Source organism: Permianibacter aggregans (assembly GCF_009756665.1).
Lineage (GTDB): Bacteria > Pseudomonadota > Gammaproteobacteria > Enterobacterales > Permianibacteraceae > Permianibacter > Permianibacter aggregans.
The window spans coordinates 2,199,897-2,212,366 of the sequence record NZ_CP037953.1 but is presented as its reverse complement, the minus strand read 5'-3'; the positions used below and the strand labels follow the sequence as shown (position 1 = coordinate 2,212,366).

Here is a 12,470-nt window from a genome sequence, read left to right as displayed (position 1 = left end):
TCGCCCTGAATTTGCCCTCAGCATTCATTATTTTATGTAAAACGTAAAAAATATATTGATTTGCGTTATCCGGTTGGCTATCTTTTCACCACAACGATTGCCTGACTGGGTTCCACTGTGCTGCAAAACACCCCGCTCCGAGTGCTGGCCTGGAGCATTAATCTCGGCTTGCTGCTGACCTTGGCGACCGGCCTGCTTTTTGCGGCGACGCTGCTGGTCACTATCGCTTATGACGATGAACCGCTGCTCAGCAGCTGGCCGATTGCCATCGACCCCGGCACCGAAAACTATGCCATCGAGGTAACAAACCCTCGGTTGCAAGACGTAACGCTGCAGGTCGATCAGGGACAGCTTCAGTTTGCCTCGGATCGATTTGATTATCTGGTGCTGAAAACCATCGACGCCTTCGCCGTGTTGTTGCTGATTGGCGCGGTGCTGTGGTTGCTGCGCGCGCTGGTGGCATCGGTGCGCACGGCAACGCCATTCAACGCCGACAATTACCGGCGGCTGCGTTATCTGGCCTTGCTGGTGATGACCGTCACGCCCTACCAGCTGCTGCAAGGCTGGCTATATCAGCGCTTCATTTTGCAGCATCTGCAGCTGCCGAACGCGCAGCTGCTGGCGGCGCCCTGGTCGGCACCGGAAGGTTCGCTACCGACGGTACTGTTGCAGTTGCCGGTCGACCTGATGCCGCTGTGGTTCGGTTTGCTGTTGCTGGCGATAGCGGAAGTGTTCCGGCTGGGCAGCCAGCTGAAGACCGAAAACGAATCGTTTGTTTAGGTGCGCCATGGCGATTATTGTCAACCTCGATGTGGTCATGGCCAAACGCAAAATGTCGCTGACCGAGCTGTCGGAACAGGTCGGCATTTCGATGACCAATCTGTCGCTGCTGAAAACCGGCAAGGTCAAAGGCATTCGTTTTCAAACTCTGAGCGCTTTGTGTCTGGCCTTGCAATGCCAGCCCGGCGATATTCTCGCTTTTCAAGCCGATAACGGCACCAACGCTGACGATGACGATGTGCTGCTCGAGTAGCGCGCCTTAAGTTTCCCGCCAGTTCCCTTTTTTCACCGACCTCATGGAGACCAACACCATGCCCGTTCGCTCGCCCTGGATTTTTGTTTTACCACTGCTGGTGCTGATCAGCGCCTGCCAAGACCGTTACGATCTGAACACTGTCGAATCCTTGCCGGAACCGGTCAAAGCGAACGTTCGCGATGCGGTCGACAACGGCTATCGCCCCGGCATCTCGGTAGCGCTGATCAATCAACACGGCGCCCATTACTTCAGCTACGGCCGTTTGTCGGTTGATAAGCATCTCGACCCCCAGAGTCTGTTCGCGGTCGGTTCGCTAACCAAGTTATTTAACGCCAGCCTGTTTGCCGAGCGGGTGCTGCGTGGCGAATTGAAATTGGAAACGCCGGTCAACGCCCTGCTGCCGGAAGGGTTTCGCGTGCCCGATGTGGCCGGTACCACGATGACGCTGCGCCACCTGGCCACCCACACAGCAGGTTTACCGCGCGATTTTGCCGGGCTTGAGGCTCATGGCGATAACGCGCCAACGCGGTTTCTGGAGCAAGTGGCGAGTTTCCCTTACCAAACCCCGTTTGGTCAGCATTACCAGTACTCCAATGCCGGCATGACCTTGCTGGCGCTGCTGCTGGAGCGACACAGCGGCCAGCCCTTTCCGCAGCTGATTGCCGAGCGAGTGACCGCACCGTTGGCGATGGCCGACACCGGCTATCAACTGAGCCCGGCCCAGCAACAGGCCTTGGCAACGCCCCATCATGACATGACGCCGATTGCGGGCGCCCAGTTGTCGACACCGACGTGGCGTTACGGCGCTGGCGGTCTTTATTCGAGCACCGCCGATCTGGTGCGCTGGCTGCAAGCACACCTGCATCCGGAAAGCTCGCCAATGGCCGATGTTTTTGCGCTGACGATGCAGCCTTTTCCAATCGCCGATAGCGAACAACAAGGCACGGGCCTCGGCTGGAAAATTCGCTGGCATCAGCAGCAACCAATTTACTACCACGGCGGTGAAGCCGTTGGTTATCAGGCTTTCGTCGGCTTCAATCCCCAGTCGAAACTGGCCGTGGTATTGCTGAGCAACGCGGTGGCCGAAGACGAACTGCAGCAAGTGGCCTTGCACCTGCTTGGCACCGGGCTGCCGCTGCCGGATTTCAGCCAGCCGAAACCGGTCAGCCTGGCGCCGGAGGTTCTGCAGCGCTATGTCGGCACCTATCTGAATGACGACGACCCGCAAGACAATCGACTGCGCTTCAGTATTCGCGAAGGCAAGCTGTTCTATCAGGAGCTGAACCAGGATGGCGAGCGGATACGGGAAACCTTTGTCTATGCCAAAAGCGCATCCGAGTTTTACTTCAAAGAGATTCCGGTTGAACTACGCTTCATGACAGCGGACGGCAACCAGCCGCCCCGCCTGCAGTTGCAGAGCAACGATCAGGTTTACCGGTATTCGCGCCAGCCATGACGATGATCCGGCGAATATCAGCAGGACTCGGTATGAAAAAAGCGTTTCTGATTGTAGTTTGTTGCACTTTTCACATTGTTTGCGGTCTTGGCATGACTATGCTGTGGGAGAACACCGGTATGTTCCCGAACGTAAGCCACTGTAGTAACGCATGAATCAAACCCTACGCCTGCTGAGCTGGAATATTCAGTGCGGCATTCAAACCGAAAGTGCCTCCGATTACGTGACCCGTGGTTGGCGCCATTTGCTGCCACACCGGGCATCGCCGTCGAATCTGCGCCGCATTGCCGGCCTGATGACGGCGTTTGATGTCGTCGCCATTCAGGAAGCCGACGGCGGCTCCTTGCGCTCCGGCTTTCTCAACCAGGTCGAATACCTGGCCGATATGGCCGGCTTTCCGTACTGGCATGGCCAGCGCACTCGTAATCTTGCCCAGCTCGGTCAGCATGGCAATGGCCTGCTGAGCCGGCATCGGGTGGCCAAGGTTGAAGAGCATCGGCTGCCGGGCCTGATCCCGGGTCGCGGCGCGATTGAAGTGCAAATCGGCAGTAGCGAGCACACCATTACCGTGGTCGCGATGCATTTGTCGCTGGGCAAACGGGCGCGCTTGCAGCAGCTTCGCTACCTGGCTGACCAGGTCAAGGACAGGGAATATCTGGTGTTGATGGGCGACACCAATTGTGAGGCCGAGGAGATCACGCGCTGCTTCGAGCATATCGGCAGACCGCTGAAAGGTTTGCCGCCGGATTTGTCGACGTTTCCCAGTTGGCGTCCAAATCGCCAACTGGATCACATTTTGGTTGGTGAAAATTTAAACATTTCCGCCGTAGAAGTGCTGCCGTACTGCTATTCTGATCACCTGCCCGTTGCCATGGAAATCGAGGTACCGGCGTTGGTGCAATTAGGAGAAGCGAGCCACAGAAGCCCGCTCGCACCGGTCGCTGCAAAAATCCGGAATGCCTGAGGAATGAATCGTTTGGGGAATGGCGCCGAGGCCAACAGCGGTCACGAAGAGCTGCTGCGCCGGGCGCTGATCAAAGTCAGCCTGGCCGCCAGTGGGGTGCATACCCGGCTGGATGAAGCCTTGAACCGGCTGCGCAAAACCATCCGCGAGGGCGGTGATATCGAGGCCGTCCAGGCCGATGTCGAAACCGTTACCGATATTCTGCGCGAGATTGGCGATGAAACCAGTTTGCGTCTGCGTGCCTCACTGAACCCGACCGAATTGCTCAATGCCTTTGCCGGACAGCGCCTGCCGGAACCGGTGGCTGAAGCATTTGCCCAGCTGCAACGCCGGCCGCCGGACAATAGCGAAGCGATGGCTGCCGGCATTGTCAAAGCCTGTATGAAGTGGCCGAAAAGCCAATCGCTGTTTGGCCGCTGGTTCGGTAAAAGCGATGGCGCCAGCAATGGCGCAATGGCGCCGATGTCCGGCGCTGATTTGACCGAGCCGCTGTTGCGGGTGCTGGCCAACGTCAAGCTGCCGGAGCAACATCGCGACGCGCTGGAACAAATCAAAGCCCGGCTGGAACAATTGCATGATATTGAAGAGCTGCCGGAAGCGATTGGCCAGCTCGCCGAAACGCTGCTTGATGCCAGCAGCATAGAACAGGCTCAGTTCGAACAATTTCTGACTCAATTGAATGCTCGTCTGAGCAAGGTGCAGTTGTTTCTCGACAGCTCGCAAAACCGACAGCAGGAAGAGGGCAGCGATGGCCAGCAATTGCAGCAGGACATGCACCAGCACATGAGCGCCTTGCGGGTACAGTTGCGTGACGCCAAGGACTTGAAAGAATTGCAAGTCGGCATCGACCAGCAGATCGATAACATCATCAAACGGGTCGACAGTTATCAGCTGAATCAACAGCAGCGGCTGCAACAGAATGAACAGGATTTGCTGCTGCTGCGCGAACAACTGCGCGCCACCGAAGATGAAGCCGCGCGCTTGCGCGAAAACTTGAGTGAACAGCGTCACCGCGCCAACACCGATGCGCTGACCCGCATGCCGAATCGCCATGCCTATCACGAGCGATTGACGCAGGAATACAACCGTTGGCGCCGTTACCGGCACAAGCTGGCGCTGGCCATCGGCGATATCGATCACTTCAAACGCATCAACGATATGCATGGCCATATGGCCGGCGACGCAATTCTGAAACAGGTCGCGCAAATCCTGACTGGCGCCATTCGTGAATCGGATTTCGTCGCGCGTCATGGCGGCGAAGAATTTGTGCTGCTGATGCCGGAAACCGGTTTGCAGGAGGCGCAGATCACCGTCAACAAATTGCGCGAACAAATCGCGGCACAACCCCTGCTCGCCGAGAAGCATTCATTGCCGGTGACGATTTCGTTTGGTGTCGCCGAATTCGAAAGCGACGATGTGCCAAGAGACGTTTATACCCGCGCCGATACCGCACTGTACAAAGCGAAAACCAAAGGGCGCAATACCGTGGTGGTTGAGCGGCGGCCGGCGGAGAAAAGCTCAGGCAATTGATGCGCGTTGTATTGCATTTCTCAAAATTCTACCCCCCTAACCCTCCTGGGAAGGAGGGGGTCAGGGGGTGGTTAAAACACGTTACGACTGTGCCTTCTCATCCTTGGCGCGCTTGATCGCCTGCTCGCGAATCGATGCGGCCAGCTTAAACGCTTTCTCATCTTCCGCCGTTTCCCGCAGCAAGCCCGGCACGGGGGTCGGGCGGCGATGCTGATCAAACGCCACCATAGCAAAATGTGCATGCGTGCAGCGCTTGAACGACGTGCCCAAATCGACATAAACATCGACCCGAACCATCATCGAACTGCGGCCAACCCAAACCACTTTAGCGGTCGTTTTCAAGCGATCGCCAACCACGACTGGATGGACAAATTCAACAGCCTCTACTGCCGCAGTTGAAACAGTTTTGCCGGCAAAGCGAATCGCGGCAATCGCCGCGGTGGTATCCATGATCGCCAGCAATTTGCCACCGAACATTGAGCCATAGGGATTGGCGTCATTCGGGAAAACAAAATCCCAGGCAACGATTTCTTCGGCAACGCGGGCCGGTAGGTTCTGATCCATGGTGGGAGCGCTCGGTGAGGGAAAGATGCCGCAAGTTTAGCATCTCAGCACCACACGGACACGATGGCCCTTGTTCACAGCAACACAGACGCATCAAACGCAGGCGAATCAACCATCATGCGCGAGTTGATTCAACAGCACCGATTGCGCCCGGAATGATTGGCGCTTGCCCGGCACCGCGCGCTTGTAGGTACCATCGGATTGCAACAGCCAGGCTTGCGAATTGTCTTTCAGGTAACAAAGCAGCGCTTCGCGTTTCAAGCGTCTGGCCAAGCGTTTGTCGAGCACCGGAAAGCAAACCTCGACGCGGTAATGCAGATTGCGATCCATCCAGTCGGCGCTGGAAGCGAAAATCTTTTCCTCACCGCCGTTCTTGAACCAGTACACCCGCGAGTGCTCGAGAAAGCGCCCGATGATTGAACGCACCCGGATATTGTCGCTGATGCCTTTGATGCCGGGCCGCAAGCAGCAAACGCCGCGAACAATCAAATCAATTTTGACGCCGGCCTGTGAAGCGACATAGAGCGCACGAATCATCGAGCTTTCGGTCAGTGAATTCATTTTCGCCATGATCGCCGCGGTTTTCCCCCGACGGGCATTGTCTATTTCGTTTTCGATCATCCGGTGCAATTCGGTATGCAATGTAAACGGCGCCTGCAGCAAACGGCTCATCGTTAGTGATTTGCCCATACCGGTCAGTTGCTGGAAAACCTGGTGCACATCCTGGCCAATTTCCTGATCACAGGTTAGCAACGAAATATCGGTGTAAAGCTTGGCGGTGCCGGCATGATAGTTACCGGTGCCCAAATGCACATAGCGTTTCAGTGCGCGCTTTTCCCGACGTACAACCAGCGTCATTTTCGAATGAGTCTTGTGGCCGACAACGCCGTAAACGACCAAAGCACCGGCTTCCTGCAAGCGCGCTGCCAGATCGATATTTTCCTGTTCATCAAATCGCGCCCGCAGTTCAACGACAGCCGTGACTTCTTTGCCGGCACGAGCAGCGTCAATCAACGCTCGCACCATCTCCGATTGTTTACCGGTGCGATACAGCGTTTGCTTGATCGCCAGCACATCCGGATCGCTCGCGGCTTGACGAACAAACTCAATGACGGTTTCGAACGATTCGAACGGATGATGCATCATGATGTCGCGTTCGGAAATCGCTTCGAAAATATGGTTGTGATGGACCATGACCTGCGGCGAGGTGCGCGGCACCAACGGCCGGAAGGTCAGTTCCGGCCGCTCCAGCAAACCGCTGATCGCAATCAGACGGTTCAGGTTGACCGGGCCGTTTACCTGATACAGATCACGCTCGCTCAGATTGCATTTCTGCAGCAGAAAATTCGATACCCGTTCCGGGCATTGATCGCTGACCTCCAAACGCACGGCGGTACCGAAGTGGCGTGACAGCAATTCATCTTTCAGCGCTTTGGCCAAATCGTCAACGCGATCTTCATCGACATCCAGATCCGAGTCGCGCGTCAACCGGAACTGGTAAACGCCTTTGATTTGCATGCCGGGAAAAAGCTCGCCGGCATGGGCATGAATGACCGAAGACAGAAACACCAGCGACTCGCCTTTTTCCGACAGGTGATCGGGAAAACGAATCAAACGCGGCAGCGAACGCGGCACATGAATGACGGCGTAGCTGGCTTCGCGACCAAAGGCATCGCGACCTTCAAGCGAGATAATGAAATGCAGCGATTTATTGACCAGGCGCGGAAACGGATGCGAAGGATCCAAACCAATCGGAGAGATCACCGGCACCACTTCATCATGGAAGTAACGGCTGACCCACTCAGCTTGCTGATCGGTCCATTGCGAGCGGCGCAAGAAGTGAATGTTTTTCTCGGCCAGCGCCGGCAACAGCACTTCGTTGAATATGCGGTATTGTTCGGCGACCAACTCATGGGCAAAGCCGGAAATTTTTTCCAGCACATCTTGCGGTGCCATGCCATCGGGACCGCGCATCGCGCCGGCAAACTGCGAGCGCTGGACGATTTCCGAAACGCGCACTTCGAAAAACTCATCGAGATTGCTGGAGCAGATAAAAACGAATTTCAAGCGCTCGAGTAGCGGCAAGGATTCATCCATCGCCTGTTGCAGCACGCGCCAGTTGAAACGCAGAAAAGACAATTCGCGATTGATGTAAAGACTCGGATGAGTCAGCTCCAGATCGCCTTCGGGCACCGATGGCGGCAGGCTGACCTCATTCATCGTTTCGATACGGTGCAAGGCCACTACATTGTCTTCACTCATCGTTTCCTCGGGCGCCGTTTTCCGGCGCTTACTCCTCTTGCAGCCAGCGGGCGATGTCCTTGGCGTAATAGGTCAGAATTGCGTCGGCACCGGCGCGTTTGGCCGCCAACATCGACTCCATGACGATCGCTTTTTCATTGACCCAGCCTTTTTCCGCCGCCGCTTTGATCATCGCGTATTCACCGCTGACGTGATACATGAACGTCGGCACTTGAAAGGTTTCTTTGACACGGCGAACAATATCCAGATAGGGCAAACCCGGCTTGACCATGACCATGTCGGCGCCTTCCTGGATATCGAGCGCCACTTCATGCAGCGCTTCATTGCTGTTGGCCGGGTCCATCTGGTAGGTGTATTTGTTGCCTTTACCAAGATTGCCGGCCGAACCAACGGCATCGCGAAATGGCCCGTAAAACGACGAAGCGTATTTCGCCGCGTAGGACAGGATCCGGGTATTGTGATGACGCTCTGTTTCAAGTGCGTGACGAATAGCACCGATGCGACCATCCATCATGTCCGATGGCGCGACAATGTCGGCACCGGCTTCGGCATGCGACAGCGCCTGCTTGACCAGCGTTTCAACGGTGATGTCATTGATGACGTAACCGGCGCCATCGATGATGCCGTCCTGGCCGTGCGTGGTGAATGGATCGAGGGCGACATCGGTGATGACGCCGACTTCGGGCGCTTCCGATTTGATCAAGCGCACGGCGCGCTGAGCCAAACCATCGGGGTTGTAACTTTCTTCGGCGCGTAAGGATTTTTTCTCCGTTTCAACGACCGGAAACAGTGCAATGGCCGGAATCCCTAAGCGCTGCGCTTCGCACGCTTCCAGTTTCAGTTGATCGAGACTGAGGCGCCAAACACCGGGCATCGACGCTACCGGCTCGCGACGTTGTTCGCCTTCAATGACGAAAATCGGCCAAATCAGATCATCAACACTCAAGCGATGTTCACGCACCAGACGGCGGCTGAAATCGTGTTCGCGATTGCGGCGCAGGCGGCGCTGCGGATACTGGCCGAAACTCATGCTCATGAAAGGCGTTGCTCCTGTAATGACTAGCCCTGAATTATAGAGCGAAGCCTGTTCCAGTGCTGGTGCCGATTTACCAATTACAACCGAGCGCTGCCGCCAACACCGGTTTAAAACCGCGCTGATGGGTGACTTGCAGGATATCGACGTCGTAAGTGCTGTTGGTTTCGATAATGACCGGGCCGCCATCGGTGATCGCGACATCCCAGCCCAGTGTCGGCACTTCGGACATTGAGCGATGGGCGCGCTCGACCAGGGCCAGCGTTTCTGACCAATAGGGCAAGGTAAAGCCGGTGATCGGCGCGGCGGTTTGCGGATGCCGATCGTGGTTTTCCAACACCGGCCAATGGCGAAAACGCGAACCGCGCGCGGCCCGCATCTGGCCGGAGTCCACATCAATCGCTGCGGCGATATTGCCGCTGGCGCCATGAGCGAAATTATCGACGGCGTTGTCGCCAACGATGATACGCAGGCAAGCACCGATCACCTGATAACACTGCGCTCGCAGTACCGTGACGATGCGAATGGTGCCGACCCCGGCGCCACCGCCCATTAGCGGGCGCAATAAATGGTGATTGCGAATGCGTGGCTGAATCAGCCAGCCGCTTTCGTCTGCCGCCTGTTGCTGGCAGTAGGCGAACAACTCCTCGATGGAACCATGCCGATCCAGCCAGCGCACACCATTGCCGAGTCGTTCGGCCGAGAATGCCTTGCGGCCATGCGAGGCATCGATCAGCTTGAAAAACAGCGCCGGTGTCGATGAGCTGAATATGCCGGCCAGTGCCGAGGCGTCGCCAATCAGCGGCAGGTTATCCAAATCGCCGGGTGGCGTGCTGGCGATAACACCGAGATTGCGAATTGATGGCAGATCATGCGCACGGCAATGACGTTCGAACAGGCGCTTGTCATTGGTGACCAGCCGCTGCTCATTGCTGCTCAAGCGGCGCAGTAGCGTCTTGTAAGGCTCGTCGATAACAAACTCCGGCCATTGCGGTTCCGGCAGCTTGGCAAAATCGTACAGGGCGTAGAACTTCGGACCGATACCATAGCGACGCCGGCAATGGATCGGCCGCCAGTAGCGCTGCAACCACGACAGGGAATGTTCGGCGTTCTGGCCGTATTGGCCGGCCAGCAGGTAGTCACGTACAGACAGCATCCTTGTACGCATAGCGTTCTCGTTTTAATCAGACGGTTAATTCTCGTTCAGCCAATCCTGCGGTTTCAGATAATGGCTGTACAACCGAGCCTCCGGCGTTCCGGGCTCTGGCGCCCAATCATAACGGAAGCGCACCTCCGGTGGCAGACTCATCAGAATGGCTTCGGTGCGACCACCCGATTGCAGCCCAAATAAGGTGCCGCGATCCCAAACCAGATTGAATTCGACATAGCGACCGCGCCGATAAAGCTGAAAATCGCGCTCGCGTTCGCTGTACGGCATCGCCTGGCGCTGCTGCAGAATCGGTGTGTAGGCCGGCAAATAGGCATTACCGACCGCCTGGGTAAGCGCGAAACAGCGATCGAAACCGCCCTCGTTCAAGTCATCGAAAAACACCCCGCCAATGCCGCGATGCTCGTTGCGATGTTTCAGAAAAAAGTAGTCGTCACACCATTGTTTATAGCGGGCGTGAACATCGTCGCCAAACGGCGCCAGCGCGGTTTGCGCGGTTTGATGCCAGTGCCGGCAATCCTCATCGAATCCGTAATACGGCGTTAAATCAAAGCCGCCGCCAAACCACCAGACCGGTTCACCGTGCTCCGGCCGGGCAATAAAGAACCGGACGTTCATATGCGAGGTTGGCGCATAAGGATTGCGCGGATGGATGACCAGTGACACCCCCATCGCCTGCCACGGCGCCCCCGCCAATTGCGGCCGATGCGCGGTCGCCGAACCCGGCAGCTTGTTACCGAATACTTCGGAGAAATTGACCCCGCCTTTCTCGATCACCGCGCCGCCTTCCAGCACCCGCGACACACCTCCGCCGCCTTCAGTGCGCTGCCAGGAATCGTGAATGAATGGCTTGCCGTCGATCACCGACAGGCTTTCGCAGATCGATTCCTGGAGATTCAGTAGATAGGCTTTGACGTTTTCGGTGGAGAGCATGAGTAAGGAGATATCAGCAATTGATGCCTTAGTTTATTCGGCGAGCGACAAGAAAGATATTTTCGAGTTTCCCTTAGCAACCATTACGGAAGCGGGAAAGCCTTCAAAAGAACGAAGTCACTTCCACCGAAAGAGAAAACGGGGTCCCCGTCTGCGCCAGCCGGCAGCGACTGGATGGAGGTCGGGTACAAACGCAGTTCGTAGGGCGGGTCATGACCCGCCGTTAGTTTTCACCCGTTATAGACTTTTCGTCAGGGATAAACGGTGCGTCATGACGCACCCTACGCCGACTGAATGCTTCTAAAAGAACGAAGCCGCTTACCTAGAAAGGAAAAAAAACACGCCCCGAAGCCAAAAGCAACCGAACCTTGCAGAAAACTCAGAAGATCAACGTCGCCTCAGAAACCCACCCGGCACCGCCTGCACCCTACCATCCAACTCCAACGCCAGTAACTGCTCGGCCACCTGTTCCGCCGGCCAACCCAATCGCTCAATCAGCGTATCGGTATCGACCGGATCCCAACCCATTTGCTGCAACAACGGGTCATCGGTTTCGGATTCTGGTTCGGAGACTGGAACCAGTTCGAGCTGCTGCAATTGCTGACCGAGCAATACGGCCAGTTCTTCCAGAATATCCTGCGCTGTCTCGACCAGCTTCGCGCCTTGACGGATCAACTGGTGGCAACCTTTAGCCATCGGATTATGAATCGAACCCGGTATCGCAAACACCTCGCGCCCCTGCTCCAACGCCTGCCGGGCGGTGATCAAGGAGCCGGAAGAAAGCGCCGCTTCGACGACCAAAGTGCCAACACTCAAGCCGGATATGATGCGGTTGCGTCGCGGAAATTGATGCGGCAACGGTGGACTGCCCAGCGGGTATTCCGAGACCAGACAACCGCCGCTCTCAACGATTTGATGGGCAAGCTTGCGATGCTGAGCCGGGTAGACCCGGTCAACGCCGGTGCCGGCAATGGCAATCGTTACTCCCTTGCCGGCCAGCGCTCCCTGATGAGCCGCAGCATCAATACCAAGCGCCAGGCCGGAAGTGATAGCCAGACCCATTTCAGCCAGCGCCTTGGCAAAGGCTTCGGCGTTGTCGCGGCCAGTCGGGGTTGGTTTTCGGGAGCCGACAATGGCCAGTTGCGGGCCGCTCAGGGCTTGCAAGTCACCGGTGACGTAGAGCAACGGAGGGGGGTCCGGAATTTGCCGCAACAGAGTGGGGTAGTGGGGCGATGCCCAGGTCAGCAAATGGCGGTTCGGTGCCTGCCAGTTCAAGGTCTGTTCGATATAGGCATCGAGGTTCTCGAGTTTTTCTTTGCGCGCCGCCAAAAGCGGTCCTGGTGCAACATCATCCGCCGGCACCGGCCCTTCAAACCACGGCCGGCATAAGGCGCTGTGTAACCCCAGCGCAATCCAGGCTTCGAGATGCTTGCTCATTACTGCCTCCTTTTTTTGTGTTTATCGGCTTCCTGCCGGGCTGACGCTTAAATCAAAACGGGCCCGCTCGGGGCCCGTTGGATGTTC

At 56.8% G+C, this 12,470-nt stretch carries 11 protein-coding genes; 5 read left to right on the top strand and 6 right to left on the bottom strand.

The features are described 5' to 3' along the window. Positions 1–117 precede the first annotated feature (117 nt). The 5 genes from E2H98_RS09775 to E2H98_RS09755 all read left to right on the top strand — a co-directional run bounded on the left by E2H98_RS09775 (position 118) and on the right by E2H98_RS09755 (position 4,986). On the top strand, positions 118–780 hold the full coding sequence (locus tag E2H98_RS09775) for a DUF2975 domain-containing protein (RefSeq protein ID WP_157591329.1): 663 nt from the start codon (positions 118–120) through the stop codon (positions 778–780). Between the two features lie 7 nt (positions 781–787). After that, positions 788–1,033, top strand: a complete 246-nt coding sequence (locus tag E2H98_RS09770) for a helix-turn-helix domain-containing protein (protein WP_133591968.1) — start codon at positions 788–790, stop codon at positions 1,031–1,033. A 58-nt stretch (positions 1,034–1,091) separates the two neighbouring features. Beyond that, positions 1,092–2,492 carry a serine hydrolase domain-containing protein gene (locus E2H98_RS09765; protein ID WP_157591328.1) on the top strand — a complete coding sequence of 467 codons (1,401 nt, stop codon included), beginning with the start codon at positions 1,092–1,094 and terminating at the stop codon, positions 2,490–2,492. Positions 2,493–2,643: 151 nt separating this feature from the next. Continuing rightward, positions 2,644–3,456 carry an endonuclease/exonuclease/phosphatase family protein gene (locus E2H98_RS09760; protein ID WP_133591972.1) on the top strand — a complete coding sequence of 271 codons (813 nt, stop codon included), beginning with the start codon at positions 2,644–2,646 and terminating at the stop codon, positions 3,454–3,456. 3 nt (positions 3,457–3,459) lie between these two features. Next, positions 3,460–4,986, top strand: coding sequence for a GGDEF domain-containing protein (locus E2H98_RS09755; protein ID WP_133591974.1), 1,527 nt, complete (start codon positions 3,460–3,462; stop codon positions 4,984–4,986). 81 nt (positions 4,987–5,067) lie between these two features. On the opposite strand, the gene E2H98_RS09750 is transcribed toward E2H98_RS09755, so the two are convergent. The 6 genes from E2H98_RS09750 to dprA all read right to left on the bottom strand — a co-directional run bounded on the left by E2H98_RS09750 (position 5,068) and on the right by dprA (position 12,383). After that, a complete protein-coding gene (locus E2H98_RS09750; protein WP_133591976.1) occupies positions 5,068–5,550 on the bottom strand; it encodes an acyl-CoA thioesterase in 483 nt (160 codons plus the stop codon). A gap of 108 nt (positions 5,551–5,658) precedes the next feature. Next, the gene (gene ppk1, locus E2H98_RS09745; RefSeq protein WP_133591979.1) at positions 5,659–7,812 is read right to left on the bottom strand and encodes a polyphosphate kinase 1; all 2,154 of its coding nucleotides are present in this window, start codon (positions 7,810–7,812) and stop codon (positions 5,659–5,661) included. Between the two features lie 28 nt (positions 7,813–7,840). After that, positions 7,841–8,842, bottom strand: a complete 1,002-nt coding sequence (gene hemB / locus E2H98_RS09740) for a porphobilinogen synthase (RefSeq protein ID WP_232475496.1) — start codon at positions 8,840–8,842, stop codon at positions 7,841–7,843. Between the two features lie 76 nt (positions 8,843–8,918). Further along, positions 8,919–10,013 carry a sugar-transfer associated ATP-grasp domain-containing protein gene (locus tag E2H98_RS09735; protein ID WP_133591983.1) on the bottom strand — a complete coding sequence of 365 codons (1,095 nt, stop codon included), beginning with the start codon at positions 10,011–10,013 and terminating at the stop codon, positions 8,919–8,921. Between the two features lie 24 nt (positions 10,014–10,037). Further along, positions 10,038–10,946, bottom strand: coding sequence for an oxygen-dependent coproporphyrinogen oxidase (gene hemF, locus E2H98_RS09730; RefSeq protein ID WP_133591985.1), 909 nt, complete (start codon positions 10,944–10,946; stop codon positions 10,038–10,040). A 387-nt stretch (positions 10,947–11,333) separates the two neighbouring features. Beyond that, positions 11,334–12,383: a DNA-processing protein DprA gene (gene dprA, locus E2H98_RS09725; RefSeq protein ID WP_133591987.1), complete on the bottom strand. Its 1,050-nt coding sequence runs from the start codon at positions 12,381–12,383 to the stop codon at positions 11,334–11,336. Positions 12,384–12,470: the final 87 nt, after the last annotated feature.

Coding starts and splice junctions, on each gene's coding strand:
- E2H98_RS09770 (WP_133591968.1), top strand. CDS start 788: ATGGCGATTATTGTCAACCTCGATGTGGTCATGGCCAAACGCAAAATG.
- E2H98_RS09765 (WP_157591328.1), top strand. CDS start 1,092: ATGCCCGTTCGCTCGCCCTGGATTTTTGTTTTACCACTGCTGGTGCTG.
- E2H98_RS09760 (WP_133591972.1), top strand. CDS start 2,644: ATGAATCAAACCCTACGCCTGCTGAGCTGGAATATTCAGTGCGGCATT.
- E2H98_RS09755 (WP_133591974.1), top strand. CDS start 3,460: ATGAATCGTTTGGGGAATGGCGCCGAGGCCAACAGCGGTCACGAAGAG.
- E2H98_RS09750 (WP_133591976.1), bottom strand. CDS start 5,550: ATGGATCAGAACCTACCGGCCCGCGTTGCCGAAGAAATCGTTGCCTGG.
- ppk1 (WP_133591979.1), bottom strand. CDS start 7,812: ATGAGTGAAGACAATGTAGTGGCCTTGCACCGTATCGAAACGATGAAT.
- hemB (WP_232475496.1), bottom strand. CDS start 8,842: ATGAGTTTCGGCCAGTATCCGCAGCGCCGCCTGCGCCGCAATCGCGAA.
- E2H98_RS09735 (WP_133591983.1), bottom strand. CDS start 10,013: ATGCGTACAAGGATGCTGTCTGTACGTGACTACCTGCTGGCCGGCCAA.
- hemF (WP_133591985.1), bottom strand. CDS start 10,946: ATGCTCTCCACCGAAAACGTCAAAGCCTATCTACTGAATCTCCAGGAA.
- dprA (WP_133591987.1), bottom strand. CDS start 12,383: ATGAGCAAGCATCTCGAAGCCTGGATTGCGCTGGGGTTACACAGCGCC.